A 26046-nucleotide genomic window follows, 5' to 3' on the forward strand; every position below is an offset into this window, starting at 1 on the left:
CGACGAAGCATGGTCGCCACCCGCTTTCCAAGTAGTAAACTAAGTATAGACGATCATCTGGGAAAAGGGAGCAAAAAAGATAAAGAAGACCAAAAACGTCCACAAGGACGTTTCTAGTCTTCATCAAGGACTTTTTCAGTGGCCCCTCACGTCGAGGAAGGGCATTTTTCTTTTTAGAAGGCTTTAACGAGTCCGCCGTCGACAAGCAGCGTCTGACCGGTGATGTACGTATTCGATCCGGAGCCGAGAAAGACAACTGCCTGAGCAAATTCGTCAGGGGTTCCGTAGCGTCCAGCTGGTATTTCTGCCTGCGCCTGCTTTTGCAGCTCTTCGACAGATGTCCCGGTTCGCTCTGCTCTGGCAGTATCCATCTGCTTCAGCCGGTCGGTGCCGATCCGACCCGGCCCGACAATATTGACGAGGATATTTTCTGCCGCCAGCTCCTGTGACAGGCTTTTCGCAAGACCGGAAAGCCCTGCCCGAAAGGTGTTGGAGAGAATTAGACCATCAATCGGCTGCTTCACGGACGAAGACGCGATCATCACAATCCGCCCCGCCTCTGCTTTTCGCATCCACGGAAGTGCTTCACGCACGAGCCGGGTGACGCTCAGCAGCACCTGCTGAAACGACTGCTGCCACTGCTCATCTGTGATGCTGTCAAACGTCCCGGGCGGCGGACCGCCGGCGTTTGTTATGAGTACATCAATCCCGTCGTGCAGTTCTGCGCTTTTCGCCATCAGCGCACGTATGGACTCCAGATCATTAACGTCACATGGAACGGCCTCCACGCGGCTACCGGTTTTCTGGCGGATTTCCGCTGCCGTTTGCTCCAGCTCTTCCCTGCTTCTGCTGGCAATGACTACTGAAGCCCCCTCCTGTGCATACGCTTCAGCCGTAGCCTTTCCAAGTCCTTTACTAGCTGCCAGTACAACGACTGAGCGGCCTTTCACCTTCATATCCATGCATTCTGCCTCCTTTTAAGCTGCTCCCGCCATCCGTTTTCCGGATCGTTTCGTCTGCCATACCGTGAAGGCGATCGAGAGTACAGCTAGTATTAAAAATGTAATCGAGATCGGTCTTGTGAAAAAGAGCGTCCAGTCCGGATTTGTCATAAACGCCCGGCGCAGGTTTACTTCCGCAAGCGGACCGAGAATCACGCCGATGATGGCCGGAGCCAGAGCGAATTTATACTTCGTAAACAAATACCCGATCAGGCCCATCAGCAAAAGAATGTACAGATCTGACACGCGATTGTTTAACACAAACGTCCCGACGACACAGAGGACGAAAATGATCGGCACAAGCAGATGCACAGGGACGTTGGTTACCTTCACGAACAATTTCATTCCTGCGAACTGTGCGATCAGCATCCAAAAGGATGCAACAAAAAAGGCGAAGAAGATACCGCCGACGATGTTCGGCTCAGATGTCACAAGCAGCGGTCCCGGGGTAATCCCGTGAATCATGAGCGCCGATAACAGGACTGCTGTTACAGCTGAACCCGGGATACCGAGTGCCACGGTCGGAATCAGATCACCGCCGACAGTAGAGTTATTACCCGCTTCTGATGCGACGACTCCTTCTTCACAGCCGGTTCCAAACTTTTTTGGATCCTTCGACCACTTTTTTGCCTGGTCATACGCAATAATGTTTGCGATACTGCCGCCTGCGCCAGGAATTGCCCCGACGACCGAGCCAATAATAGACGAACCGGTCAGCGTGCCCGGCTTTCGCAGCACCATGCGCAGTGTCTGAAGCGGCTTCAGTACTACTTTCATATCCTTCAATTCATCTTTTTGCTTCTCTTCCTTATCTTTAGCCATCTCCGTGCGTTCTAAGAAGACGAGCAGCCTGGAGATCGCAAACATGCCGATCAGCACGACGAGAAACGGAATGCCGGCGCGAAGTATGCCAAGATCAAACGTAAATCGTGATACGCCGGCAATCGGATCCGCTCCGACTGTCGCTATCAGCAGCCCGAAAAGCCCGGCAATCAGGCCTTTCACGATTGACTCTCCCGTCACACTCGCGATGATCGTCAACGACAGAACGATAAGCGCAAACATCTCCCACGGACCGAACATGAGCGCGAACCTCGCAATTTGCGGCGCAATGGTAACGAGCAGAAGCAGGCTGATAATCGAACTTAAAAACGAAGCCCAGATGCCGATCGAAAGTGCCTTGCTCGCTTCTCCCTTTTTCGCCATCGGATAGGCATCGAAGGTCGTTGCAATCGACGAGGGCGTTCCTGGAATACCGAGAAGTGTCGCACTGATGAGTCCACCTGACATACCGCCGACAAACACGCCGATCATCGCCGCCACACCGGTTACCGGATCCATGCCAAACGTCAGTGGAAGGGTCAGCACAATTGCCATCGCGACGGTGAAGCCTGGAATCAGTCCGGCTAAAATTCCGACGACAACCCCGACGAAAATGATAAGCAGAATATGTAGTTGAAAAATTTCATTCATGCCGAGAATTAACAGATCAAACATGGAGTTACCTCCTTTCTATAGTAAGATGCCACTTGGGAAACGCACGTATAACACGTTCTGGAAAAACAAGTACGTACTGAATGTAAGAACGACAGACACGCAGACGAGGATTACTATGTTTTTCCGCTTCTTTGGTCCAATCAGAAGTCCTGCGGCAATCACAAATAACAGCGTCATCACGACAAAGCCGATTACATCAATCAGAATGATGTAAGCAGTCAGCATCGCGAACATAATGATGACGAGCTTGTATTCGTGAATAAAGGCACGGAACTGCTCACCCGCTGATGCACCTGTGCCGGCAGCACGCTTCATATCGATGATCTTTCGAATTAACAGCACGAAAGACAGGACGGCCAGCAGAACAGCAATCAGCTGCGGGAACGTGCCCGGTCCGAGCTGACTCTCATTTAAATGGGCAAACTCATCTCCCTGCATAAATATCAGCCCGCTGAAGATAATCAGCAGCAGCAACACAATTATTTCTCCCATTATTTATTCTCCTTTCGTATCAGACGTCCTATACGGCAGAACCGTCCGGAGAGCATCACTCCCGGACGGCACACTGTCAGTTATTCCTCAAGCTCATCTCCCAGTTCCTCAATGATGCCGCTGATGATGTCATTTTGCTCATCAAGGTGCTCCCGGTACGCCTCTGGTCCCATAAAATCTACCTGCGCTCCGACATTTTCCACCGCATCGATGTAATCCTGATCTTCAGCTGTCGCCTCAAACCATTCTCCGAGACGCTCAATGATCTCGTCGGGCGTTCCTTCAGGCGCTACATAACCACGGTTTAAGCCCATCGTCAGCTCATAGCCTTCTTCCACGAACGTCGGTGTATCCGGCAGGTGATCGAGCCGCTCCTCGGTTCCAATTGCGATGAACTCCATGTCACCTGCTTCGACAAAATCAGAGGCAGATGGATAGTCGACGATCGCGGCATCAATATGCCCGCCGGCAAGTGCCTGAATGGCCTCTGCCAGACCTTCGTACCCAACCATGTTGTAGTCAATTTCAAGCTCCTGGGCCATCTGTTCGACCCAGATACGTGGAATTCCGGACACTGTGCCCCCGAAGTTAATTTCCTCCTGCTGCCCCAGCTCGACGAATTCATCGAGTGTGTCTACACCGAGATCAGTCGACACGGCGAGAATCTGATCAGCTGAAGACATCGCTGCAATCGGTTCGAATGTATCATAGTTAATCTGCGTGATATCTGAATGATGAGCGACGATCAGTCCTTCATGTACCTGCCCAAGCGTATAGCCGTCCGGCTGCTCTTCTGCAAGTTCTTCCAAGCCGACCGTTCCGCCAACGCCCGGTATGTTGACGTTAACGAAATTCGTATCAATATGATTTTCCGCATGCTCTGTGACAAGACGGCCCTCAATGTCACTTCCTCCGCCCGGATCCCACGGAATAATCATTTCGATTTCTCTGCTCGGATAATCCTCCACCGCTTCTTCCCCGCCTCCGCAAGCTGCGAGTGCTGTAACAGCGAGGATGGATCCGGCTGCTGTTGAATAGGTGCTTGCACGCTTTCTCATGTTCTCGTCCCCTTTCGAAATGGGCTTTGTACCCACCTGCATGTTTACTCAATTATCAAATAAATCAAAATAATTGATTAATGAAAACAATTATATAGGAGATAAGAATAAAATGCGACATTTTCTCAGAATTATTTTGTAGTTCCGAACATTTTGTTTGCTTTCTCGCCGAATGAAATAGCAATTAATCCCATTTTATCCAACTTCACGTGTATGTTCATGCAGACGTTTAGATTTTTCAATAAAAAGGTAAACGTCGAAGGAAGCTCGAAACGAGGAGGAATAAAAATGACGATCTTGGATGAGAAACTAAAGAAGAAAATAGGATATGGGACAGCACCGCTCGGAAACCTGTTCCGGGACGTACCTGAACAGGAAGCAGAGGATACGGTGCGTGCGGTATGGGATGCAGGCATCCGCTATTTTGATACTGCTCCGTTTTATGGAGCCGGCCTTGCTGAAGAACGATTAGGCCGTGTTCTCTCAGAGAAAAATCGCGATGACTTCATTTTAAGCACGAAAGTCGGACGCGTTGTCCTTGATGAAAAAGAGGACAAGGAGGGACTGTTTGAGGACGGTTATCAAAATAAGCTGTTGAATGAATATACAGAGGATGCGGTGAAGCGTTCGATCGAACAAAGCCTCGAACGACTGCAGACAGACCGTCTCGACATCGTGTATGTCCATGACTTATCGCCTGACTTCCTTGGGGATGAGTGGATTACTAAATTTGATGAAGCCCGAAACGGCGCGTTTAAAGCTCTCGCTGAGATGCGGGATGAAGGGGTTATTTCCGCCTGGGGGCTCGGTGTGAACACGACGATACCGATCGAGCTCGCACTGGAGCTGGAGGAAACGAAGCCGGATATCAGCCTGCAGGCACTTCAGTATACGCTGCTGCAGCATGAGCGTGCTCTGACACATCTGATGCCGCGTATCAGCCAGCAAAACTCCCGCATTGTTGTTGGCGGTCCCTATAATTCCGGCGCGCTGCTTGGCGGCGACCATTTTGATTATGCACCCATCACAGATGACCAGCGCAAGCATATTAAACAGGTAGAGAAAATTGCTGAGCGGCACGGCGTCAGCTTAAAGGCCGCAGCCCTGCAATTTTCAACGGCAAATCCGAACGTATCGGCTGTTATTCCAGGTTCGACTCGTCCCGACCGGATTCAGGCTGATCTCGACGCCTTATCCGAGCATATTCCATCTGCGTTCTGGATCGACATGATCGACGAAGGTCTTGTTTCACCTGATGCTCCGCTTCCGTCTTAAACGAATAGATTAGCTTCCGCACTAAAAATGGGTCTGTACCCATTTTCAGTGCTTTTTTGTGAAAACTCCTGCCCCAAGTCCGTCTGTTTCATCTGATTTCCCACTCCCCAGAGATCACATGTCCGCAGCCAATCACTTCATACGCATGGCACCCTCAGCTTGTGATTACATGTCAGGGCTCCTTTTTCTGCCATTGTTCACAAAATAGATGTATTTTAAATACATCTTTAAGCGCTGAATATGGTTCAATAGAAGTAGATTATGTGGAGGTGGATAAAGATGTTAACAGAAGCACAGAAAGAGACGATTAAGGCGACGATTCCCGTTTTGGAAAAGCATGGCACCACGGTAACGACGCATTTTTATAACACGTTGTTCGAGGATCATCCGGAGCTGCTCCACGTGTTTAATCATGTCCACCAGAAAACGGGCATGCAGCCGCGGGCGCTTGCTTATTCTCTCTATCAGGCTGCTGTCCACATCGACCGCCTGGAAGCGATTGGCCCGTTTGTGGAGCGTGTCGCCCATAAGCATCGCAGCATCGGTGTCCGCGCCGAGCATTATCCATTGGTCGGAGAGTATTTGCTGCGGGCGATGCAGGAGAAGCTGAGCCTGGAAACGGATCATCCGGTGATCGAAGCCTGGGGTGCAGCCTACGGAATAATTGCTGATATTTTCATTGAAACGGAAAAGAAGATGTACGAGGATGCCGGATGGGATGGCTTTGAGGAGCTTGAAGTCGTGGAAAAACGACAAGAGAGCAGCGAAATCACGTCGTTTTACGTCCAACGCGCAGACGGCAGGCCGCTCCCATCATTTGAACCGGGACAATACATCAGCATCATGGCGCAAATCCCGGGAGAGCAGTATACGCACATTCGCCAGTATTCTCTGTCGGATCAGCCTGATACCGGCTATTACCGGATCAGCGTGAAGCGGGAAGGCGGACCGGACGGCATCGTTTCCAGCTGGCTGCATGACAGTGTTCACGTCGGTTCCACACTCCCGGCCAGCGCGCCAGCCGGAGATTTCACCGTTAAATCGTCCTCCGCTCCCGCCGTTTTTATCGCCGGCGGAGTTGGCATCACACCGCTGCTCAGCATGATGAAGCAGCAAAAGGAAGCCGAGCCGGAACGTCCGATGACGCTGATTCATGCCGTCCGGGACGGCCGCACAGCTGGATTAACAGCAGAAACAGAAGACTGGGCCACCGCTCCTCACAAACGCTTCCTCGTCATTGAACATCCTGCACACATCGAGGACGGGGATGCACAGGGACGTTTGACAGCCGACACGCTTCGCCGCTTTATGCCGGAGCAGCCTGCAGATGTTTACCTGTGTGGACCTGAAGCGTTCATGCAGACAGCCGCCGGGCTGCTCAGCCAGATCGGTGTTTCTGACGATCGTATCCACTACGAGTTTTTCGGACCGGGAACCGCTCTGGAGCCAGCTATGGCAGAAGAATACTAGAAACTAAGCCATAAACAACAAGCCGGGAGCAGTGATGCTCCCGGCTTGTGGTTCGTTCTTGATAATAGAAGCCGCTTTATCGCAGCTGTTTTGCGGCCTTAATCAACGTTTTTCCGCCCCACAGGATCAGCCCGACTCCGGCAAACAGGAGCGCTGCCAACGAGCCAAAAAACACAATTGCTCCGCTCATACTTAACACCGTCCTTTTATGAACCGTTTAAAGATAATCGTTTGCTGTACAGAAGCTGTTTACAACGCCAACGTGGCTCCAGCGGTTGCAGCCTTCTGTCACGCCCCACGTGTAAAAGTCACTCGTTATTTCAGAAGCAAGTTCCCAGCCAACGAAGGCCGCCAGACCGCCGAGGAAGACAACAACAGCAACGGGCAGAGCCTGCGTAGAAATTTCGCCGGGATCGTGATGGACGGCTCCGTAATACTGCAGCGCCTGAGAAATATCAGCGATTTCCTCTTCGGTAAACGAAGCAGATGCCGCCTCTTCGTCCAGCTCATACCAGCCGTTTACCGGAATCAAATACGGTTCAAGCTGCTGCTGGACCTGATCCAGCTCTGAGGCCGCCGGCACTGCCTGTTCCCCGTTCGTTTCGGCAAAGGCCGGGGTGACAAGGCTGAAGATAAGCAAAAGCGAAGACATCAAAACGACAACGTTTTTTCCTAACTGCTGCAGGATGAAGATCTCCTCCTTTTTCCAAGTTACCGTGAAGATAAAACAAAATAAAAAAAATTGCAACGTTTGAAAAAATGCCCATTTGAGGTTTTGCTCCATTGACAGCCAGATTTCACAGATTCTCAAGATAACTGCTCGACGATCCCACTATTATTTACCTTTATATGGAATTAATGCATTCTTTCGTTACATTCACTTTGGTGAAACAAATAAGCGGTTTTTTGTTTTTGAAACATTCTCAAAAATTCGCCTCCGCGTCATGAGCATGAAAAACATGGCAAATATCACAGCTGCAAAGGCAGATCCGGCAATGTCTGATGGATAATGCCAACCGTCAGAAACACGCGAGTAACTGCCAGCCGTCGCTGCGAGAAAGATGAAGATACCAGCTCCCGCCCGCATCACCCTGCTTGAGCAATAGTGCAGCAAAAGCCAGATTAAAAAGCCTGCCAGTAAAAACAGCCGCATTGCATGACCGCTCGGGAAGCTGTAGGATTCGAGTTCGAATTCAAAGGAGAACAGCTCTATCATTCGCTCGGCTCCCGGACGCTCTCTTTGAACGAGGAATTTCAGCAGCAACGTAAACAGCATGCCTCCGAAAAAATACGCCATCACATACCAGGCAAGCCGGCGCTTTTTATATATGAGAAAAACGCCGGCTGCCAGAAGCGCTGTTGCGATCGTAACTTCTGCGCTTCCGAACCAGCCTGCTGCAGAAACAGCGCTCATACCTCCACCTTTGCAGCTTTTTCTTTTTTAGCTGCAGCAGACCAGGGAAACCTGTTCCAGAAAAACCCTGTCGTAAATGTGAGGAGCAGCACGCTCCAGAACAAGCCCTTCCAGAGCAGGGAATGCGGGAAATGATGATCGATGACAGCAATATCCGGATGAGCGAGCGTGTAAACGACGAGCTTAAAGCCGACCCAGCCGACGATCAAATAAGACACGTGCTCCAGCTGCGGCTTTTGTTCCAGCAGACGGATAAACCAGTGAGCAGCAAAACGCATGAGCACAATGCCGATCAATCCGGCAGCCAGTACGACTGCGAACTGGCCTCCGTCCATACCTCCAACCGATGGCAGGCCAGTTTTCGGAAGCACCACTGCCAACGCGACTGCAGCTAAAATCGAGTCTACTGCAAATGCAATGTCCGCCAGTTCCACCTTAAACACAGTGCTCCAGAATCCACCGCCGCTTTTGCGGATCTTCGCCTGTACATGGCGGCGGAAAAAGTGGTTCAGAGCCAAAAAGATCAGGTAAGCGGCACCGATCGCCTGAACCTGCCACACGTCGATTAACAAGGAAATCATAAACAACGAGCTGAATCGGAATAAAAAAGCGCCTGCGAGGCCGTAAAACAATGCCTTCTTGCGCTGCTTTTCCGGCAGGTGCCGTACCATCATTGCCAGCACGAGCGCGTTATCAGCTGCAAGCAGCCCCTCCAGACCAATCAGGATCAACAGTGTCCATCCGTACTCAAGCAGCATTGCCGTCATCTCTCATAACCTCTTTCGTATCAGCGTCTGAGGCAAAAAGAAAAGACCTTTACCTCAGCGGTAAAGGTCTTGCCGGCAAATGACGCTGCCCAGCTGAACCGGGGGATAAAATCCCCGTCCTGACGACTCAGCTGAAGTGGCTACTCCCCTTTAATGGTATTAGGAGAAGTATACTTTCTGCCAGTTCCAGTGTCTGCGGAAATGTCATGTATCAATTGGTAAAATTGTGTAGTCATCATCTTCTTCGAGGCGCACGATTTCCTGCTGCTATTATCAGCCGGTTCTGCTTCTGCTCACGCTTACTGTATCTCCTACACCCGCTATGACAACGCACGTCTCTGAGAGCGGTAAAAACACTTCCGGCGCTGAGGTATGCGTAAACACCGTTCGAACAGGCTGAATTCGCTTCAGCAATGCTTTCGTTTCGCGTAAAAGCGGATGTACGAAGAACGAGACTTTTTCATACGGACCTGATTTAAACACAGAAAGCTTTGGACCCGTGGTAAAAAGGGTGGAGCCGGATAGATCTCCGCCGGCAAGCGTCCTTTCGAGATAAAGCCCTGCGGTATGCTGATCCTGTTGATCAGGTGCTGCCGCTCTCATCAGAGCTGCTTCCAGTCTTGCGCCTCCTTTTTCCGTGTACCAGTCGCAGCGCTTTTTCAGGCTGTTTAGCGTGTAGACGCGGATTTGCGGATCCAATGCTACCTTCATGCCTGCTTCTGTTAACAGAACGAGCAGCTCCTGTGTCTTACCCGAAAGCGGCCCGTGAATTGCAGCCGGCATCCGTTCCCTCAAGCGCTGCAGCAGCGCCTCCTCCATCTTCTCCGGATCACGCGTTTCAAGACCGTAGGCACCGTCCAGGATGGCCAAGTCTACCGGCTTTTCAGGCGGGAGATCGTATGGATAAAGCGTGGAGCGCATCGAATAATCACCGGAAAAAAACACGGTTTCGCCTTTCACGTTAAATAAGAACCAGCAGGCCCCTTCCGTGTGTCCTGCTCTTCCAAAGCAGTATGGCGTCTTATCAACCGCGTGCCAGGATCCGGCTGCAGCTGATTTCAGCTCTACGGCGTAAAAACCGTCCGGAAGCGGACCTGTTTGCGCAAGCGTCGGGGCCGATGCATAAACCGGTCCGCTCCATCCTGTCTCGGCAAGTTTTCCTAATGCACCCGTGTGATCATCGTGGCTGTGGGTTAAAAAGACGGCCTTCAGCCGCTTCTGATCGATGCGATGGAACTCCGGATACACGGCCCCGTTTTGACCCTTTGCAATGCCGCAGTCAATTAAGTAGTCCTGCTCGTCAGTTCGTAACAAAAAAGAGGAGCGGCCGTACTCGCCGGCCCCTCCCAGAAACGTAACGTGCATGTTCATCATTCTCCTTTACGTCCGGTAGCGCTGTGACCGTTCTTTCATTTTTTCCACACCGATGAGAACAACTGTCGTTAATCCCACCGTGACAAGTGCCATTGCCATGCCCTGGGCGACCGTCCCCTGTTCAAATTGGGAATAAATAAATGTGGCTGACGTATGCATGTTCGGCGGCCGCAAGATGAGCGAGCCGACAAGCTCCCGCATCGAAATTGTAAAGGACATGATCCAGCCTGCGAGCACGCCCGGCAAAATAAGCGGAAGCAGCACCGTTCGCAGCACGTACCACGGGGAGGCACCGCTCGTTCTCGCTGCCTGAAACAACGAATCCCCAAGCTGGCCGTAGATCGCCTTAATGTTTTGTACTGTAAACGGAATGTAAAGAACGACATATGTCGTTACAAGCATCATCCACGTATTGTATACCGGAGCCGGATTCCAGTAGGCGTTCCAAAAAAGAATCAGCCCGACGACAACGACGATTCCGGGAACCGTATTCGGCGCAATCGACAGAAAATCCATGCTTTTTTCGACCGTCCCGCGCTTTTTCATGATCACAATCGTGACCCACAGGCCGATCGCTGCACTGATCGTTGCCGCAATACTTGCCAGCCAGATGCTGTTCCAGAGAGCATCCAGTCCGCTTCCGGTAAACAGATCCTGCATATGACGCAGCGTCAGATTGTCAAATGCGAGCCCCTGTCCCTGAACATCCATAAAGGCCGTGGATGCAACAGAAAAGTACGGTACACCGATCGCCAGACCGAGTATACCCGCGAGATAAATCCAGGCAAACACCTGCTTTTTTCCGAGCGGCGTAAACGCCTTTGTCTGCCCTTTTCCAGACACTACTTTGCCGTGGGTCCGGGCTGCAAACCACTGCTGGAAATACCAGACGGCCATGCTCACGCTCAAAAGCATCGTCGATAAAATCGCTGCCGTGCCAAAGTCGATCGGCCAGACAGAAGCATGCCGGTGAATTTCGGACGTCAGCACGTAAAAGCCGATCCGGTTTCCAAGTGTTACCGGCGTGCCGAATTCACCGATCGTCTTCACAAAAACGAGCAGCGCCCCCATACTGTAGCCGGAAACGAAGAGCGGCAGCACGATGCGTCGCAGCCGGTAGCCGAAGCTTCCACCGTGGATCAGCCCTGCTTCCTCAAGCCGGCCGCCGATATTCTCCAGGTTGTTTCGCATGATTAGATAAATAAACGGAAACAGGTGCAGGCTCATCACAAGCACCATGCCGAAGTACGTAAAGAATAACGGCGTCACCGGTGCAAGAAACGGAAACAGCTGCTCCGCGTACCCATTGGACTGCATCGACAAAATCCAGCCCATCGCGCCGATATAAGGCGGCGTCATAAAGGGAATGATCAGAACAATATCAATCCAGCGGTGCTTCCCAAGCTCCGTCCGTGCCATGAAAAAGGCAAGCGGTGCAGCTATCAGCGAGGAGAGGATCACAACGCCAAATCCGAGCAGCAGGGAATTCAACAGAATTTCCTGATACATTCCCTCCCCAAGTATCGAAAAGGCTCCAAATCCTTCAAACGTGCCTTCCGGTGTGACGGCCCGCATAATGACTAGTACCAGCGGCATAAAAACGAGCAGCGTCAGCACCGTGAGCGCCAAGTATTTATTGACGCGCTGTGTCCAGGATACGTGTGCCATTTACCGGACAATCTCCTGGAACCGCTCCAGATAGGCTTCTCCGTTTTCCTCCAGGTACTCCCACTCAAAATCGAGCTGTTCAATATCATCGATATCCGCGCGATCTTCGTGCACGTCGATATCCTCCCGGATCGGCATGAGGAAGGCGTCTGCGACAATTTCCTGTCCGGCACCCGACAGAATGTAGTCGATATACTGCTGTGCTGAATCCACGTTCTCAGCGCTTTCCATAATAAAGGCCGGACGAGGCGTTACCATCGTGCCGCTTTCCGGAAAGACAATGTCCACCGGCTCGCCGTCCTGAATATTGTTGTAAACCATGTAGTCCACTCCTGCCATTACGAGCTGGTTGGATCCTCCAATGACCGTCTGCAGCGCCGGGTTATTCGCTCCTTCCATCTGGAGTCCGTTTTCGGCGAGCTCCTCAAATAGTTCCCAGCCGGCGTCACCTTCCTGATTGATATAGGCCGCAATAAAGTCGCGTGCCGTGCCGGACTCATACGGATCCGGAATTGCGATCTGGTCGGCGTACTGCTCATCTATAAGGTCACTCCAGTCATCCGGCACCTCATCGACAAGCTCGGTGTTATAACTCAGCCCCAGAGCAGACGCACTGAAGCCGTAGTAATGAAATTCTTCATCATACCAGCCGTCACGAAGAGAATCCGCATACTCAGATTCATAAGCCATCGTCATGCCCCGCTCCTTAAAATTTATTGCGGGCGGCATGGAAGCCAGCACAACAACGTCTGCGATTGGATTGTCTTCCTCTGCCTGCAGACGGCCCAGCACGTCACCCGTCGTGCCCTGGAACATATCCACTTCAACGCCGGATTCCTCTTCGAATCCTTCCACAAGCGCCTCTGCCATTCCCGCAGGACCGGACGTATAAATAGTCAGTTCACCCGTCTCTTCATGGTTCCCGGCGTTTTCCGCTTCATTTTGCTCCGCTGCTTCGTTTGTTTCCGGAGCGTTTTCGGCTCCTTGCTCCGATTCCGTCTGCGCGCATGCTCCTAAAAAAAGAATCCCTGCTGTCCCTGCTGCTATGCTAAGCTGTTTCTTCATGTGTAAGTCCTCCCTTATGCTGTATCAGATGGATGGTGTTGCGTACCGTCAGCGAAATCTCTTGACCTGGCGCTGTTTTTTCATGTGTATAAGCAAACAGCCGTTCATTACAGCCGTGCAGCTTTACGCTGACTTCATACCGTTCGCCGAGAAAGCTAACTGTTTCAACGATGCCTGCAAGACCTGCTTCTGACGGCTTTGTATCAAGCTTCACCTGCTCCGGCCGAATGATCGCATGCACCCAGTCATGCGGCTTTAGCCCATCTGTTTTTTTGCTCGAAAGCGGAATTTGCACCTCGGTGCTCACCTTCAGCATCGGCACCTCTTCCACTTCCGTAACCAGCCCGTCCAGAAGCGTTCCTTTTCCGATGAAAGAGGCGACGGTATCGTTAACCGGACGCTGATATATTTCTTCCGGGGTGCCCGTCTGCTGCACGTCACCTGCGTTCATGACGACGACTCGGTCTGACATCGCCATCGCTTCACTTTGGTCATGCGTAACGTAAACTGCCGTCATATTCAGCTTTTTTACGAGCGACTGCAGCAGGATCCGCATTTCATCGCGAAGAGAAGCGTCAAGCGCACTCAGCGGTTCATCCATGAGAATGATCTCCGGATCGGTTGCAATCGCCCGGGCGATTGCCACGCGCTGCTGCTGGCCGCCTGAAAGCTGATGCGGATACCGTTCGTGATGAGCATCCAGCTGAACACTTTTCAGCGCCTCGGCCACTTTTTCCTTTACTTCACGCTTGCGGCCGGTTGCCTTTAAGCCATAAGCTACATTTTCAAATACCGTCATGTGCGGCCAGAGCGCGAAGTCCTGAAACACCATGCCGATCTTCCGCTTCTGCGGCGGTTTATTTATATGATTTTCACTATCAAAAACAGGAGTTCCGCCAAACAGAATCGATCCTGCTGCAGGATCTTCTAATCCGGCAATCATTCGCAGCAGCGTCGTTTTTCCGCATCCGGACGGGCCGACGAGGCTGACAAATTCTCCTGACTGAATGGTCATTGATAACGGCTTCAGTGCCTGCAGCGTTCCGAACCATTTTTCAAGCTGTCTGAACTGAATATCCATACTGTCCGCTCCTTTCGTCTACACTCCGTATGTTACGGATGAAATGTTAAGGAAATTTAAAGACAGAATTAACATTCCTTCAATACTGCTGTGGTATTCTCTATTTACATATAGATTTTTTCTATACTTGCACCGCAAAATCAGCTTGTATTATTCAAAAAAGGAAGATGCTGAATGAAATGGAAGCAGATCGAGGTATTTTATACGTTCTCACAGCTGCAAAACGTTTCACGAACCGCAGAAGAGCTGGGAGTCAAGCAGCCGACAGTGACCTTTCACCTGAAGCAGCTGGAGCAGTCGATCGGAACACCGCTGTTTGAACGAAAAGGGGAACAGGTCACGCTCACTCCAGCCGGTGCAGCACTGCGGCACTACAGCCGGGAGCTGATGGCGCTGTTCCGGGAAACCGAGCGGGTGATGCGCGATTACCGGGATAAGAAAGGGGAGTTATTTCTCGGCGCAAGCTACATTCCGGCCAACTACGTGCTGCCGCCGATTTTATACCAGTTTCAGCAGAAGACACCGGGTGTGCAGCTGCGTATTTCTATCCAGCCTGCTCCCCAGACAGCAGATGATATCATCATGAAGCGGCTCGATATCGGCATCGTGTCCGAGCAGAATCTGACGACGTCGAAGCTGACGGTTAAACGCCTTTGTCCAGATGACGTTGTCCTCGTTACGCCTCCCGGACATCCCCTGTTGGATTCCACCCAGCTCGAAGCAGATATTGAGCGGTTCCCGCTCTTACTTCATCAAAGCGGATCGACGCGTGATATCGTCAACGACTGGGCAGCTGAAGAGAAGCTGAACCTGAATGTCGCGATGGAGCTGACGAACGTAGAGGCGATTCGTTTCTTAGTCCGGCTTGGAAGCGGCTGTGCGATCCTTTCCTCCCGGGCAGTGGAGGAAGATCTTGCTGCGGGCAAACTCGCAATCCGACCGCTTCCGTATGAGCAAGCCTCGCGCTGGATCTCGTTAATTTACCGCAAAGACCGCCCCGTTACACCGATCATGGAGTCTTTCTTTACGGAGCTTTACAGCGGCATCGGTTACAGTGAAACGGAAACATAAAAAAGCCCTCTCACGCAACTGCGCAAGAAGACGCTAAGGTAAATAGGCTTGAATGTCTTCTGTACTTCCCACTTCATAAAGCGTATGTGTGTCGTCTGCGTGCATGGCACTTCCGTTCTCGTCATCGAGCCACAGGTGCCAGGCGTCTTTTCCATCGAGCACGACCGTCCAGTCCGGCTCCACGACGTCCACCGCTCCGGAGAGGCGGCTGCCTTCAGAAAGCGTCTCTGTAAATGCGTTCACCGCTTCCTCGTCTTCCAGGACGATCACCGGATCCCCGCCCCAGCCATGGAAGGAAGTAAAGCTGTAAACAGCGATTTGATCTGCACGAATGTCCGGCGAACAACCCGCCAGCAGCAGCGCTATAACAAGCAGCAGCCTCATGATGCACGCAGCCTTACGACGATCGTCCAGGCCAGAAGCAGCGCCCAGCCTACTGCGCTCCATCCAATCAGCACGTTCAATATCAGGATGAGCCGCCGTCTCGTCTGTCCGAACAGGTACGCAAGCGCTGCCGGGAGAAAATAAACAAGCAGCACACAAACAACGGCCAAAAGAAGCAGCGGCGTGACGCTGATCCATTCCATTATGACTCCTCCCCTATTTCGCGTGCGTAGCGGAAAGAACGATAGTCGTCTCCTTCCTGATTCGAAAAAGAGGGCTTTTCAGCCACAAATTGAAAGCCTCTGCTTTCGTAAAAGGGGATGCCCTTCTGATTGCCTTTTGCAACGGACACCCACTGTCTCCGTGATCCTTTCAGCTGCTGAACGTGTGTCAGTGTCTCCAGCAGCATGGTACCGATCCCTTCACCGCGGCGCGCCGGATCGAGATAGAGCACGTAAACTTCGCTTTCGGCTTCACCCGTCAGCCCACCCCCGATTGCACCGACGACCTCTCCATTTTCAACAGCAACGTAATAGCCATCCCACCGCTCGCTCTCTTCAAGCTCATCCTTTATTCTGGTTTCGTTGTACCAGTAACGGTTGTTGCGTTCAATATAGGCATCCTCCTGCAATCCGCGGTAGGCGGCGCGGCAGCCCTCGCAGCAGACACGCTGAATGCCTTCTACATGTTCTAGTTCTGCACGCTTCACGTGTATCATCGTCATCCTCCTTTTTTTTATTAGGTTGACCTATTTTGCCTCCGAAACGCGATCATCAGCAGGCCGGCAGCTGCCAGGATTCCGCTTGCCGTAACGAATACCAAGGCTTCAGCCGCATAGAGCAGCAGCGCGGAGGCTGCGAGCGGCCCAAGCACTTGGCCAATGCCATAAAGGGCTGTTAAATTTCCGGTCGCCTTTTGGCGTTTGCCCGGAAATTCCTCGTGAGCGAGGCTGATCGTCATCATTGTAATCCCCATAAACGTGCCGCCAAACAGCACCGCACTTACGAGCAGCAGGCTGAGGTTTCCGGTTAACGCCGGAATCAGCACACCGATTGTTTGTGCCATATACGCCCAGATGAGCGCCGACTGCTTCGTCACTCTCGCCCCGACCCACGCCCAGAAAAGACACGACGGCACAGCACCGATCCCGACAAACATCCAGATAACGGCCGGATCGGTATCCAACCCGCCGGTGCCGGCCAAAATCGATACGATAAAGGTCGCAAAAATAATGTAGCCAAAGCCTTCGAGAAAATAGGCAGTGTAAAGCGTCCGTTCCCTGCGCCGATCTCCGCTTTGGGCCGTCTGTACGGAAGCGGTATGCGATTTCGCTTCCGCTTTTTTCGGATACAGCAGCAGTATGACAGCTGCGGCGATGCATACGAGCAGCCCCATCCCAATCCAGGCTGCTTCCCATGCTTCTTCAGCTCCCGCGAAGCGCGGTACGGCATAGCCGGAAAGAAAAATACCGAAGCCTACCCCACCATACAGCAGTCCGATCCAATAAGGGGCAGCCTTTGCCCGCTGCAGGATGGGCAGAATCAGTCCGGCTGTCCAGACGAATCCGACTCCTCCTAAAAAGCCGGCGGCAAATCGAAGCAGGCTCCAGATGACGGAAGACTCTGTAAGCCCCATCAGCAGTACGGTTAGCCCGGTCAGCACGACTACTGCGATCCAGCGCAGCCGCCCTGCCATCAAGCTCCCTCCGGCAAACGCTCCGAGGAAGTAGCCGATGTAATTTGCAGAAGCAAGCCAGCCCGCCTCCAGCTCTCCAACTCTGTCCGTCTCCATCAGTGGAAGGATCGGCGTATACGCAAAGCGTCCGATGCCCATGAGAGCAGCCAGTGCCAAAAAGCCAGCGGCGGCCGCTGCTATGTAAATCCGCGTCATACGCCCCATCCCTTCGATTGGAAATCCATGTCTACTTCATCATAGCAGATTCCAGTTCCTGACTGCCAAGTACGACATCACGAAATAGATGTCCGCATGTTAAGACATGACGAATCTCGTCAGATGAACGCAGAAAACACCCTGTAAATGCTCCACAGGGTGCCATCTTGCTTCTTATTTGTTTTTCACAGTCGTGTACGCCAGCATGCCGATACTGACAATAATCACGCCGATGATGACGAAAAGAAAGACACTAGCTAAATCCATTCCGATTCACCTCGTTTATTCGTCTAAAAAGCTTTCATCTCGAGAATGGGAGCCTCTGTTTTAAACCGTTCACGGGCTCTCTTCTCCCACGTCGCTGCCGATTTGGCAGCAGCTCATGCAATTCAAATTCCTTTATATACCAACCGTATAGCAGGCTGGATTTCATTTCAACAACGTCTTTTGACCCAGATGGAGTGAAAAAGAGTTACAATTCTCTGCCAGTTAAGAAATGGAATAAAACGTTAGAGTGACTATATTCCATTTATTTGTTTTTATTACCATTATCTTCATATCAGTGCGTTAATCTATCATAAAACGTCAAACATTCTCTTTCATTCTAGTGAACAATGATACATTCAGGTAACCAAACGTTATGTTAAAAGCTACATTTATCGGACCGCAGGCCCTCATGTTATCGCATAGGTACTAATAGCGACATAAAGAGCGGATTTGTTGAAGCCTATGCTTAATAAATGCCCTGGACAGCAGTCCAGGGCATTTATTATTCTTAATCTAATTGGCCAGCATTCGCTCCAGATGACGTGCTGTCGGAGTCAGGTTGAGGAAGAAATATGCTTCACGAAGCCTTCTTCCGTCTGCACTCGTCTGCAGATACGCCGAGCCGCCTGCGTGCATCATCGCCGCCTGCACCGCATCGAGCGTCAGATAGACTGTACTGCGGCGCACTTCCAGAATCCCTTTCCACGTCACGCCTTGCTCAAGCTGATCGCGAAACGATTGCTTGACGTGGTCAAGCCGCTCCTGAATATGCTCCGGCTGAACCGGCAGCACAGCGTTAGCACCGTTTTGCTTGCTGCTGCACTTTTTCATTGAGGCAACGGCCGCTTCTGTCACGCCAACGCCAAGCGGAACTTGGTACGTGACAAAGTACGGGCGCATTTTCGGAACGAAGGTGTCCGCATCCTCCGCTAAAATCTGTTCATCCGGGATGAAGACATGTTCAAACTTGCAGGCGTACGTCGCACTTCCGTTTAAGCCAAGATAGGAGACCTTCTCCTTTAGACTGAGGCCTTTGGCATCGCAGGAGATAAACGCCATCACCCTCGTATTCTCTGCATGCGCAATCGCACCGAACCAGTGGCCCTCGCCAAGATTGGAGACTGCCGGCAGTGCCCCGTTCAGCACGTATCCGCCTTTTACACGCTCCGCGCGAAGATGAAGCTTTTCCAGATCAGCGTAAAATTTCATCGGGTTGGAAAGTCCGGTTGCACCGAGCAGCTCACCGTTTTCAAGCGGCTCCAAAAACCGCTCGCGCAGCGCCTCATTGTCCGTATGGCGCACATACGTGAGAGCTGCCAGGTGACACCAGAGGTTAAAACCGGTCGTCATGCAGACAGAGGATACCGCCCGTACGACTTCCGCCTCGGACTGCGCGGCTTCGGCGATCGTTTTCCCTTTTGAAGACAACAGGCCGTGACGGCCCAGAGAAAGCAGAAACGATTCTGGATAGTACGCTTTCTCATCCACGGCTCGGACAAGCGGCTTCAATTCCTCCTGGAGGAGACTGCTGAGCACTTCTTCCTGGTGTACTGTCTGCACGGTCGGATTCTCCTTTCAAAATGTTACTTCTTGTTGGAAAGCTGCGTGATGCTGTCGATCGGTGCTTTTACTGCTTCACGGGCACGAACGACGGCTTCGTCATCCGGTGCATCATAGAAGCAAAGGCACTTACTCATATCTTCACAGACGTACGTGCGGGAAAACTGCACTTCCGGTACTTCCGCGTAGTGAACGGAGTTTTTCTTTTTACGTTCCAGGTATGCGTCCATCGTCAGGTTTTCCGGCAAGTTCCATTCGACGAGATAGTTGATTTTATCTGTCTGCTTTTTCGCTTCTTCCAGATCCTGACCGACGATGCGGACCTCTTTCTTCAAATCAACCGGCAGTCCCTGCGCCTGCAGGTTCATTTCCAGCAGCGTATCGTCATCTGCTTCAAAAATAAAAAATGCACGGCCGAAGTCAGCGGAAACCTGCACTTCAATCAGTTCTTCCTGCAGCTTCTCCTGCAGCTGTGCCACCTTTGCTTCAAATGCTTCTTCCGTTTTTACGTCCTCGTTTAATGATGATTCAATGAGATACAGTGCCATATGATAAAATCCTCCTTGAATTAATTATTCCTATCAATCTTATATGTTTTATCATACAGGACTAAGTTAGAAAAAACAACCCAACCACACTTTTTTAATTCCGAGTTTTTTGATATACTAAGTGCAACTTAGAAAACAGGAGGCTGACCTGATGAAGAACCGCTATCCGCTGGAGTGCAACATCGCCCAGACGCTGAATCTCGTTGGAGACCGATGGACGATGCTCGTCCTGCACGAAGTGCTCGTCGGCCGGTCTACCTTTAATGCGATGAAGCAGGAGTTAACTGTCATTTCAGCGAACGTCCTTTCCGATCGCTTAAAACACCTTGAAGAACTCGGATTAATTACGAGTACGATCTATTCCCAGCATCCGCCGCGCTATGCGTATGAACCGACCGAAAGCGGACGTGCTTTTACGACCGTCTTTGATGCCATGCTCGTCTGGGGACGGGATCATTTGGATGAGTGCTACAAAAAGCTCGTTCATACTGAATGCCGTACGGAAGTCGAGATCGGCTACTACTGCCCTTCCTGCGAAACGCGCGTCGATGCAGATGCCGTCGCACCGGAAAAGCTTACCGTAACCGAAACCGTCTGACGCACCATCCAGCTGCCTGATGATTGAAAGCAAAAAGGGAGGTCCCGAACCGGGCCCTCCCTTTTTCATGGTGAAAGTTGCTCTTGAACAGAGTTACGTTCGTTTCACGCGGCTTTAAATCGCTTTCCGCCCGACTTACGTTACTTTCCAAGGCAACTGCCTCTCGCCGCTTCAGCCGAAAGCCTCCTTCATAGCGCTTCAACTAACAGATTACAAGTCATCGACGTCGATTTCATCACGGAAAGCTTCGTACGTTTCGCGCACGATGTCGTAGTCGCTGTCTTCCGCTTCGACAATAGCGTCCCAGCGGTACACGTCGTTCATGATCTGAATCATCTCTTCCTCTTCATTGAACTGCAGAAATGCTTCTTTAATGTCATCTGCGAGCCCCTCATCAAGCTCCGGCATGATGCTGATCGTGTCATTCGGGATGTCGTCCGTATAATCGATCACTGTTAAGTCTTCCATAGCGTCCGGATAGTCGTCCAACATAACCTCTCTTGCGTCCTCGTACGTAGTTGCCACATCCATTTCGCCTTCCATGACAGCAATCAAGGCATTGTCATGCGAACCGGCTTCAAGCACGCCGCTGAAAAATTCCGTTTCAGCGTCCTGCACACCATCGATCTCTTCACCAATATGAGCTGCCGGGAACAGATAGCCGGCAGGAGAAGCAACGTCCGGAAAGGTCCACTGCGTTCCTTCCAGATCCTCCAATGTTTCCAGTCCGGAATCTGCTCTCACGACGTACTGGGCTCGATAGGAATCCGCCCCGTCACGCTCGGACTTCAGCATAACTTCAATGCCATATTCTTCATTTCCCTGCACGTAGCCGAAGGCCGGCAGAAAGCCGATATGGGCCTGGCCGTTGCCCATCGCTTCCACGAGCGCCGAGAAGCTGGTCATGACCGTCCCCTCAACCGGACGATCTAGTATTTCTGAAAGTCGTTCGGCAAGCGGCTCCACGGTAGAGGCGATCTCATCCGAATCGGTCGTTGGCACAAACCCCATGACAATTTCATCAGGGTTTCCTTCTGTTTCTGCGGCTTCGTTATCATCGTCTCCGCAGCCTGACAGCAGCATTGCTCCTGTCAGGATACTGAACATGTACACATAACGCTTCACACTTCATTCCCCCATCATGAATTGATTCAGCCTCCACCTTACAGGACGATTATCAAGCTCATGTAAAGCACGGATAAAGATTGAATCAAGTTTATGAAGGAATCATGAACGGCCGGAGCTTGCCTGAACGCGAAAAAACCGGCGCTTAGGCCGGTTCTTCGTATTCTTATGATGTTTTCGCTCCCCACTGACGGCCGATCCAGCGCTCGAACAATCCGAGTGACTTGTCGAGAATCAAGCCGAGAATCCCGATGAAGAAAATGCCGGCCAGTACGAGATCCAGGTCGAGGGCGTTTCTGGAATCGACGATCAAATATCCAAGACCGGACTGGGCGCCGATCATTTCCCCTGCGACAAGGAAAATCCAAGCCGTCCCTACCGCGATGTGCAGGCCGTTTGCAATGTACGGAAACGATGCCGGAAAGATGATTTTCCACAGCAGCGACGTGCGGCTCAGCTCCATGTTGCGCGCGAGCTTCACGTAAGTCGGATCAATTTTTTTCACCGCAGATACAGTCGACAGCAGCACCGGGAAAAAGGCGGCGATGAAAATGATGACGATTGCGGGCATATTGCCGATACCGAACCAGAGCACGATAAACGGAGACCAGGCGACCGGCGCGACCGGACGCAGCACCTGCACGATCGGATCGACAATGCGCCATACGTGTGTGGACTGCGACAGCAGCAGCCCTAAAATAACCGCGACGACAACGGCACTGATATAGCCGGTAAAGAAGCGAAAGAGGCTGATGCGGACGTGTTCAAACAGCGTCCCGTCGACGGTAATGGAAACGATGCCCGAAAATACGGCGAGCGGAGACGGCAGAAGCGCCTCCGGATAATCTCCGACAAGAACAACGGTCTGCCAGATGGCGATAACGACGATGAATGCGATGGCTGCATACCCTAGTGATTTGAAAAACGACATCAGCTCTCCCTGCCTTCCAGATACGTCCGATTGACAAGCTCTTCATAGCGCGGCGGCTGATCAACAAGCTGCATTTCCACCAGCTTGCGGCGCAGGTAATCAAATTCCTCTTCTTCAATGTCGAGGTTGCTGTAGGAAATCCACTCCAGCGACAGCTCCAGCGCGCTCTCCTCTACCGGCAGATACGACGCATGCACGGCTCTCGACTCTTCGGAATTTTCACCGGCACGTTCACTCGCTGCAAAATACCCTTGCATAAATTCATCGGCTGCGTCCGGAAATTCATCCATAAAGTCCTCGCGAAGGACAAGGGCGCAGCAGAGGCAGTTATCCGGGCAAAAGTCATTCGACTGGTACAGCACTTCGCCAACTTCGTTCTGCACCCCGAGCGCTCCGAAGGGCTCCGCCACAATATAGCTTGATACCCTTCCTTCTGATAAAGCTGCCGGCATTTCCGGCGGCGGCATTTCCACGACGTTTACATCGCCATACTCCATACCGGCCCGCTGCAGCATTTCATCCAGCAGCAAATTGTGCGCAGAAAGCGTGTGCGGGATAGCAACGGTCGTGCCCTCGAGATCTTCGACACGTTCCACCTCGGGGTCTACGATGATCGGGTTGCCCTCGCGGTGCCCGAGCGCCACAGCCTCGATGCCGATTCCGCGTTCGCGGGCTTTAATCGCCAGCTCGAACAGCACGGATGCACCGTCGATACGGCCGGCATTCAGCGCATCCATCAGCTCAATCCAGCTGCTGAAGCGGATCAGCTCGACCTCGACCCCATCCAGCAGCTCGTCCTGATAGTGATCAAGAAAATAAGCAGGAGCTGCATGCGTGATCGGCAGATGACCGATACGGATCACCTGCTCGCCTTCTGCCGTCTGACCTCCGCCGGGCTGGGCGCATCCTGTAATAATAAGCGAGGAAACGAGCCCCCAGCTCATGAAAAATTGCTTGCGACGTTTCATGCCATATCCTCCTGCCTGACGTTAAATGTTGTATTCAAGCTGCTCTTCCTGGCGGCTGAAATTGAATTCATCCAAAATGAGCCTGCGGTAATACTGAAAATCCCGGTCACTCCGGTCCCGCGGCTTCGGCAGCTCAATCGGCACCGTGCGGCGGATTCTGCCGGGATTTGCGTCCATGATGAAAACCCGGTCCGCTAAATAAACGGCCTCATCAATGTCATGCGTGACGAGCACGATATTCGTCTTCTCTTCCTGCTGAATCCGCAGCAGCTCATCCTGCAAATAATAGCGGGTGAACGTATCGAGTGCCGCAAATGGCTCGTCCATCAGAATCATTTCCGGCTGAATCGCAAGCGCGCGGGCGATGGCCACACGCTGCTGCATGCCTCCGGAAAGTTCTGACGGAAACTGGCCAAGGCTGTCTTCCAATCCAACAAGTTTTAAGTATTTCTCTGCACGAGCCCGCTGATCGTCAGCGTTTAATCCTTCCGGCTCAAGCGCGAGCTCCACGTTGGCAAGCACGTTTTTCCACGGCAGCAGCGCATAGTGCTGGAACAGCATAATCGCTCTGCGCGATGGTCCCTGCACTTTCGCCCCATCAAACAGCACGGTTCCTTCTGTCGGTTCATGAAAGCCGCCGATCAAGTTAAGGAGCGTGCTTTTTCCGCAGCCGCTTTTTCCAAGCACCGCAACTGTTTCCCCTTTTTGAATTTCCATCGAAATATCCTTCAGCACGAGTTCGGCTTTTTCGTTTTTAATAAAGGATTTTTGCAGCTCTTGAACGTGCACCAGGGTGTCTGCCACGGCGTAATCCCCTCCATTATTTATAATACATACCTGTTTACTTTGCTTTAGGTTATCATAATATACCTGGTCAGAAAAAACAACCCGTTCTCTAAAAAGAGACGGGCTGTATGAGAGCAGCCTTATGTTGCATTACGAGGTCTGCCACTCGCTTCGAAGCAGTCCGAAAATCGTGCGGTCCAGAAAGCGGCCGTGCAGCTTTTCGTAGCTGCGGATCGTTCCTTCCTCTTGAAAACCGAGCCGCCTTGCTACGGCAGCGCTTCGTTCGTTTCCCGCAGCTGCACCGATCTCGATTTTGTTTAATTCTAATTCTGCAAATGCGGTATGTATGAATTCTCTCGCCGCGCGGGTCACGATGCCTTTTCCTTCAGCTTCTTTCACGAGCCAGTAAGCAAGCTCTGTTTTTCCCGTATCCTGGTCGACATAGAGCAGCCCGATTGATCCGACAAGCTGGCCCCCGTCCCAGATGAGCGCCCACCAGCCATCCTCCTCCGCCCAGCGGAGAAGCGATCATTCGATGAAGGCCTCGGTATCGCTCACCTGCTTTGTATGCATTGGAAACGCCAGCCAGGCGCCGATGCTTTCCCGGTTTTGATCAATGGCCGCAAACAAAGTCGTTGCATGACGTTTTTCGAGCAGCGTCAGCTTCAGTCCATCCCCCAGATCGCGCTTAAACATAGGTTTCCTCCCTCGCTATCGGCATCGACAGCACCAGCTGCCGCCCTTTCGGTCCCTCGTATCGCTCCCCTTGATCAGTGAAACCATAGCGCAGGTACAGCGACTGTGCCGCTTTGTTACGTTCGTTCACACCAAGCACCACTTCATTCACCTGAGGAAAATGCAGCTGGACATAGTCTTTGAGCTTTAAAAGAGAAATAGCAGCCACACCTTTTCCCTGGAACGCTGTAGTGACAGAGTAAGAAGTGAGCAGCACAGCTGAAGGATTGGCCGTATAACGGTCTTTTTTCTCCCCCTGCTCCAGGCAGAAATACCCCGCCGCTTCCCCGTCTTTCACTACGACGACGTGATGTGCATCGGGTACCATTGCTATTTTTCTCAGCGGAAGAGAGGTAAAAACGTGCTGCTCTTCCGGGAGCTCGAACCGGCTGAGTGCATCGCGGAACGTTTCGTCGAACGGCTGCAGCTGGACTCCTGCTACGCGTTTCAAAAGCTTCCACTCGTCCCGCACTGCGATCCCGCCATCACCTGTAAATGGAATAGACGGCTTTTGTTTGCGCGCCTGATCTGCAGCACCGATGATAACCTCCGTGAGGCGAAACCCGTTTTTCTGATAGAACGCAAGTGCCCGTATGTTATCATTTGTCGTTAAAACGGTTATGGCAGCAAATCCATCCATTATAGCTTCCTGCTCGACCCGCTTTAGCAGCCGTTCTCCAATTCCTTTGCCCGGCACCTCGCTGTTTAAGGAAATGATCATCAGCTCATGATCGACTTTGGCATATGTCACGATCCCCGTCAGCTGATCATTTTCTTCATACACAAATCCATCCAGCTCGTCGTAGCGGAACGTGCCGGCGGAGAGCACCATTTCTTCGCCGCCCCAGCGCTCCCGCAAAAAATCCTGAACACACTTCTGATTCACCTGCTTCAATGACAACATCTGCATCGTTTCCTTTCTCACCGAATTCCGTCTATACCTTCACGTTCGACTCTTTGCTCTATTTTCCTTTTTTTTGCATGTTTGTTGTTTTATCCTGCTTTATTATTCTCTACAATG

General features: G+C 51.9%; 27 protein-coding genes and 1 pseudogene. 4 read left to right on the plus strand and 24 right to left on the minus strand.

What is annotated here, in order from left to right:
- Window positions 1-173: 173 nt before the first annotated feature.
- The 4 genes from ACFO4L_RS14830 to ACFO4L_RS14845 form a co-directional block, all read right to left on the minus strand.
- Window positions 174-962 (minus strand): SDR family oxidoreductase, encoded by a 789-nt coding sequence (locus tag ACFO4L_RS14830; RefSeq protein ID WP_377910441.1) that lies wholly within the window; start codon window positions 960-962, stop codon window positions 174-176.
- A 15-nt stretch (window positions 963-977) separates the two neighbouring features.
- Window positions 978-2498: a tripartite tricarboxylate transporter permease gene (locus ACFO4L_RS14835; protein ID WP_377910442.1), complete on the minus strand. Its 1521-nt coding sequence runs from the start codon at window positions 2496-2498 to the stop codon at window positions 978-980.
- A gap of 15 nt (window positions 2499-2513) precedes the next feature.
- Window positions 2514-2990 (minus strand): tripartite tricarboxylate transporter TctB family protein, encoded by a 477-nt coding sequence (locus tag ACFO4L_RS14840; protein ID WP_377910443.1) that lies wholly within the window; start codon window positions 2988-2990, stop codon window positions 2514-2516.
- Between the two features lie 80 nt (window positions 2991-3070).
- Complete coding sequence (locus tag ACFO4L_RS14845) at window positions 3071-4048, minus strand: Bug family tripartite tricarboxylate transporter substrate binding protein (protein WP_377910444.1); 978 nt, start codon at window positions 4046-4048, stop codon at window positions 3071-3073.
- A 288-nt stretch (window positions 4049-4336) separates the two neighbouring features.
- Between ACFO4L_RS14845 and ACFO4L_RS14850 the strand changes: the two genes are divergently transcribed.
- Window positions 4337-5323, plus strand: a complete 987-nt coding sequence (locus ACFO4L_RS14850; protein ID WP_377910445.1) for an aldo/keto reductase — start codon at window positions 4337-4339, stop codon at window positions 5321-5323.
- A 279-nt stretch (window positions 5324-5602) separates the two neighbouring features.
- Window positions 5603-6793, plus strand: a complete 1191-nt coding sequence (gene hmpA, locus ACFO4L_RS14855; RefSeq protein WP_377910446.1) for an NO-inducible flavohemoprotein — start codon at window positions 5603-5605, stop codon at window positions 6791-6793.
- 217 nt (window positions 6794-7010) lie between these two features.
- On the opposite strand, the gene ACFO4L_RS14860 is transcribed toward hmpA, so the two are convergent.
- The 7 genes from ACFO4L_RS14860 to ACFO4L_RS14890 form a co-directional block, all read right to left on the minus strand.
- Window positions 7011-7445 (minus strand): hypothetical protein, encoded by a 435-nt coding sequence (locus ACFO4L_RS14860; RefSeq protein ID WP_377910447.1) that lies wholly within the window; start codon window positions 7443-7445, stop codon window positions 7011-7013.
- A gap of 225 nt (window positions 7446-7670) precedes the next feature.
- A complete protein-coding gene (locus ACFO4L_RS14865; RefSeq protein WP_377910448.1) occupies window positions 7671-8207 on the minus strand; it encodes a phosphatase PAP2 family protein in 537 nt (178 codons plus the stop codon).
- The gene (locus ACFO4L_RS14870; protein WP_377910449.1) at window positions 8204-8974 is read right to left on the minus strand and encodes a TerC family protein; all 771 of its coding nucleotides are present in this window, start codon (window positions 8972-8974) and stop codon (window positions 8204-8206) included. Before ACFO4L_RS14870 ends, ACFO4L_RS14865 begins: the two co-directional genes overlap by 4 nt.
- Before the next feature lie 273 nt (window positions 8975-9247).
- Window positions 9248-10339 (minus strand): MBL fold metallo-hydrolase, encoded by a 1092-nt coding sequence (locus ACFO4L_RS14875; RefSeq protein WP_377910450.1) that lies wholly within the window; start codon window positions 10337-10339, stop codon window positions 9248-9250.
- Window positions 10340-10354: 15 nt separating this feature from the next.
- Window positions 10355-12016, minus strand: coding sequence for an ABC transporter permease (locus ACFO4L_RS14880; protein ID WP_377910451.1), 1662 nt, complete (start codon window positions 12014-12016; stop codon window positions 10355-10357).
- Window positions 12017-13081, minus strand: coding sequence for an ABC transporter substrate-binding protein (locus ACFO4L_RS14885; RefSeq protein ID WP_377910452.1), 1065 nt, complete (start codon window positions 13079-13081; stop codon window positions 12017-12019).
- Window positions 13065-14162, minus strand: coding sequence for an ABC transporter ATP-binding protein (locus ACFO4L_RS14890; RefSeq protein ID WP_377910453.1), 1098 nt, complete (start codon window positions 14160-14162; stop codon window positions 13065-13067). The genes ACFO4L_RS14885 and ACFO4L_RS14890 overlap by 17 nt, the downstream gene beginning before the upstream one ends.
- Window positions 14163-14336: 174 nt before the next feature.
- Here ACFO4L_RS14890 and ACFO4L_RS14895 point away from each other — a divergent pair, with 174 nt between their 5' ends.
- Entirely contained in the window at window positions 14337-15233 is an 897-nt protein-coding gene (locus ACFO4L_RS14895) for a LysR family transcriptional regulator (protein ID WP_377910454.1), read from the plus strand.
- Between the two features lie 33 nt (window positions 15234-15266).
- On the opposite strand, the gene ACFO4L_RS14900 is transcribed toward ACFO4L_RS14895, so the two are convergent.
- The 6 genes from ACFO4L_RS14900 to ACFO4L_RS14925 all read right to left on the minus strand — a co-directional run bounded on the left by ACFO4L_RS14900 (window position 15267) and on the right by ACFO4L_RS14925 (window position 19882).
- Window positions 15267-15617 carry a YhfM domain-containing protein gene (locus ACFO4L_RS14900; protein WP_377910456.1) on the minus strand — a complete coding sequence of 117 codons (351 nt, stop codon included), beginning with the start codon at window positions 15615-15617 and terminating at the stop codon, window positions 15267-15269.
- Entirely contained in the window at window positions 15614-15820 is a 207-nt protein-coding gene (locus ACFO4L_RS14905; protein ID WP_377910457.1) for a superinfection immunity protein, read from the minus strand. The genes ACFO4L_RS14900 and ACFO4L_RS14905 overlap by 4 nt, the downstream gene beginning before the upstream one ends.
- Window positions 15820-16335, minus strand: a complete 516-nt coding sequence (locus ACFO4L_RS14910; RefSeq protein ID WP_377910458.1) for a GNAT family N-acetyltransferase — start codon at window positions 16333-16335, stop codon at window positions 15820-15822. Before ACFO4L_RS14910 ends, ACFO4L_RS14905 begins: the two co-directional genes overlap by 1 nt.
- A 20-nt stretch (window positions 16336-16355) precedes the next feature.
- Window positions 16356-17507, minus strand: coding sequence for a YbfB/YjiJ family MFS transporter (locus tag ACFO4L_RS14915; RefSeq protein WP_377910459.1), 1152 nt, complete (start codon window positions 17505-17507; stop codon window positions 16356-16358).
- 780 nt (window positions 17508-18287) lie between these two features.
- Window positions 18288-19334: an acyl-CoA dehydrogenase family protein gene (locus ACFO4L_RS14920; protein WP_377910460.1), complete on the minus strand. Its 1047-nt coding sequence runs from the start codon at window positions 19332-19334 to the stop codon at window positions 18288-18290.
- A 23-nt stretch (window positions 19335-19357) separates the two neighbouring features.
- On the minus strand, window positions 19358-19882 hold the full coding sequence (locus tag ACFO4L_RS14925; protein ID WP_168004500.1) for a DUF4242 domain-containing protein: 525 nt from the start codon (window positions 19880-19882) through the stop codon (window positions 19358-19360).
- Between the two features lie 151 nt (window positions 19883-20033).
- Here ACFO4L_RS14925 and ACFO4L_RS14930 point away from each other — a divergent pair, with 151 nt between their 5' ends.
- Window positions 20034-20480 carry a winged helix-turn-helix transcriptional regulator gene (locus ACFO4L_RS14930; RefSeq protein WP_377910461.1) on the plus strand — a complete coding sequence of 149 codons (447 nt, stop codon included), beginning with the start codon at window positions 20034-20036 and terminating at the stop codon, window positions 20478-20480.
- A gap of 210 nt (window positions 20481-20690) precedes the next feature.
- Here the strand turns inward: ACFO4L_RS14930 and ACFO4L_RS14935 are convergent, their stop codons facing one another.
- The 7 genes and pseudogenes from ACFO4L_RS14935 to ACFO4L_RS14965 all read right to left on the minus strand — a co-directional run bounded on the left by ACFO4L_RS14935 (window position 20691) and on the right by ACFO4L_RS14965 (window position 25929).
- The gene (locus ACFO4L_RS14935) at window positions 20691-21605 is read right to left on the minus strand and encodes a phosphate/phosphite/phosphonate ABC transporter substrate-binding protein (protein ID WP_377910463.1); all 915 of its coding nucleotides are present in this window, start codon (window positions 21603-21605) and stop codon (window positions 20691-20693) included.
- Between the two features lie 166 nt (window positions 21606-21771).
- Entirely contained in the window at window positions 21772-22536 is a 765-nt protein-coding gene (locus tag ACFO4L_RS14940; RefSeq protein ID WP_377910465.1) for an ABC transporter permease, read from the minus strand.
- A complete protein-coding gene (locus ACFO4L_RS14945; protein WP_377910466.1) occupies window positions 22536-23504 on the minus strand; it encodes an ABC transporter substrate-binding protein in 969 nt (322 codons plus the stop codon). Before ACFO4L_RS14945 ends, ACFO4L_RS14940 begins: the two co-directional genes overlap by 1 nt.
- Window positions 23505-23525: 21 nt before the next feature.
- Window positions 23526-24308, minus strand: coding sequence for an ABC transporter ATP-binding protein (locus ACFO4L_RS14950; protein ID WP_377910467.1), 783 nt, complete (start codon window positions 24306-24308; stop codon window positions 23526-23528).
- Window positions 24309-24440: 132 nt separating this feature from the next.
- Window positions 24441-24797 (minus strand): annotated as a pseudogene (locus ACFO4L_RS14955) (GNAT family N-acetyltransferase); the annotation flags it as partial.
- A 21-nt stretch (window positions 24798-24818) separates the two neighbouring features.
- Window positions 24819-24986 carry a hypothetical protein gene (locus tag ACFO4L_RS14960; protein WP_377910468.1) on the minus strand — a complete coding sequence of 56 codons (168 nt, stop codon included), beginning with the start codon at window positions 24984-24986 and terminating at the stop codon, window positions 24819-24821.
- Window positions 24979-25929, minus strand: a complete 951-nt coding sequence (locus ACFO4L_RS14965; RefSeq protein ID WP_377910469.1) for a GNAT family N-acetyltransferase — start codon at window positions 25927-25929, stop codon at window positions 24979-24981. Before ACFO4L_RS14965 ends, ACFO4L_RS14960 begins: the two co-directional genes overlap by 8 nt.
- Window positions 25930-26046: the final 117 nt, after the last annotated feature.

It is taken from the genome of Bacillus daqingensis (genome assembly GCF_042654445.1).
Taxonomy (GTDB): domain Bacteria; phylum Bacillota; class Bacilli; order Bacillales; family Salisediminibacteriaceae; genus Alkalicoccus; species Alkalicoccus luteus.

What these genes read in the sequence shown, in the direction of transcription:
- ACFO4L_RS14830 (WP_377910441.1), bottom strand. Translation starts at nt 962, where the DNA reads ATGGATATGAAGGTGAAAGGCCGCTCAGTCGTTGTACTGGCAGCTAGT.
- ACFO4L_RS14835 (WP_377910442.1), bottom strand. Translation starts at nt 2,498, where the DNA reads ATGTTTGATCTGTTAATTCTCGGCATGAATGAAATTTTTCAACTACAT.
- ACFO4L_RS14840 (WP_377910443.1), bottom strand. Translation starts at nt 2,990, where the DNA reads ATGGGAGAAATAATTGTGTTGCTGCTGCTGATTATCTTCAGCGGGCTG.
- ACFO4L_RS14845 (WP_377910444.1), bottom strand. Translation starts at nt 4,048, where the DNA reads ATGAGAAAGCGTGCAAGCACCTATTCAACAGCAGCCGGATCCATCCTC.
- ACFO4L_RS14850 (WP_377910445.1), top strand. Translation starts at nt 4,337, where the DNA reads ATGACGATCTTGGATGAGAAACTAAAGAAGAAAATAGGATATGGGACA.
- hmpA (WP_377910446.1), top strand. Translation starts at nt 5,603, where the DNA reads ATGTTAACAGAAGCACAGAAAGAGACGATTAAGGCGACGATTCCCGTT.
- ACFO4L_RS14860 (WP_377910447.1), bottom strand. Translation starts at nt 7,445, where the DNA reads ATGTCTTCGCTTTTGCTTATCTTCAGCCTTGTCACCCCGGCCTTTGCC.
- ACFO4L_RS14865 (WP_377910448.1), bottom strand. Translation starts at nt 8,207, where the DNA reads ATGAGCGCTGTTTCTGCAGCAGGCTGGTTCGGAAGCGCAGAAGTTACG.
- ACFO4L_RS14870 (WP_377910449.1), bottom strand. Translation starts at nt 8,974, where the DNA reads ATGACGGCAATGCTGCTTGAGTACGGATGGACACTGTTGATCCTGATT.
- ACFO4L_RS14875 (WP_377910450.1), bottom strand. Translation starts at nt 10,339, where the DNA reads ATGCACGTTACGTTTCTGGGAGGGGCCGGCGAGTACGGCCGCTCCTCT.
- ACFO4L_RS14880 (WP_377910451.1), bottom strand. Translation starts at nt 12,016, where the DNA reads ATGGCACACGTATCCTGGACACAGCGCGTCAATAAATACTTGGCGCTC.
- ACFO4L_RS14885 (WP_377910452.1), bottom strand. Translation starts at nt 13,081, where the DNA reads ATGAAGAAACAGCTTAGCATAGCAGCAGGGACAGCAGGGATTCTTTTT.
- ACFO4L_RS14890 (WP_377910453.1), bottom strand. Translation starts at nt 14,162, where the DNA reads ATGGATATTCAGTTCAGACAGCTTGAAAAATGGTTCGGAACGCTGCAG.
- ACFO4L_RS14895 (WP_377910454.1), top strand. Translation starts at nt 14,337, where the DNA reads ATGAAATGGAAGCAGATCGAGGTATTTTATACGTTCTCACAGCTGCAA.
- ACFO4L_RS14900 (WP_377910456.1), bottom strand. Translation starts at nt 15,617, where the DNA reads ATGAGGCTGCTGCTTGTTATAGCGCTGCTGCTGGCGGGTTGTTCGCCG.
- ACFO4L_RS14905 (WP_377910457.1), bottom strand. Translation starts at nt 15,820, where the DNA reads ATGGAATGGATCAGCGTCACGCCGCTGCTTCTTTTGGCCGTTGTTTGT.
- ACFO4L_RS14910 (WP_377910458.1), bottom strand. Translation starts at nt 16,335, where the DNA reads ATGATACACGTGAAGCGTGCAGAACTAGAACATGTAGAAGGCATTCAG.
- ACFO4L_RS14915 (WP_377910459.1), bottom strand. Translation starts at nt 17,507, where the DNA reads ATGACGCGGATTTACATAGCAGCGGCCGCCGCTGGCTTTTTGGCACTG.
- ACFO4L_RS14925 (WP_168004500.1), bottom strand. Translation starts at nt 19,882, where the DNA reads ATGGCACTGTATCTCATTGAATCATCATTAAACGAGGACGTAAAAACG.
- ACFO4L_RS14930 (WP_377910461.1), top strand. Translation starts at nt 20,034, where the DNA reads ATGAAGAACCGCTATCCGCTGGAGTGCAACATCGCCCAGACGCTGAAT.
- ACFO4L_RS14940 (WP_377910465.1), bottom strand. Translation starts at nt 22,536, where the DNA reads ATGTCGTTTTTCAAATCACTAGGGTATGCAGCCATCGCATTCATCGTC.
- ACFO4L_RS14945 (WP_377910466.1), bottom strand. Translation starts at nt 23,504, where the DNA reads ATGAAACGTCGCAAGCAATTTTTCATGAGCTGGGGGCTCGTTTCCTCG.
- ACFO4L_RS14960 (WP_377910468.1), bottom strand. Translation starts at nt 24,986, where the DNA reads ATGTTTAAGCGCGATCTGGGGGATGGACTGAAGCTGACGCTGCTCGAA.
- ACFO4L_RS14965 (WP_377910469.1), bottom strand. Translation starts at nt 25,929, where the DNA reads ATGTTGTCATTGAAGCAGGTGAATCAGAAGTGTGTTCAGGATTTTTTG.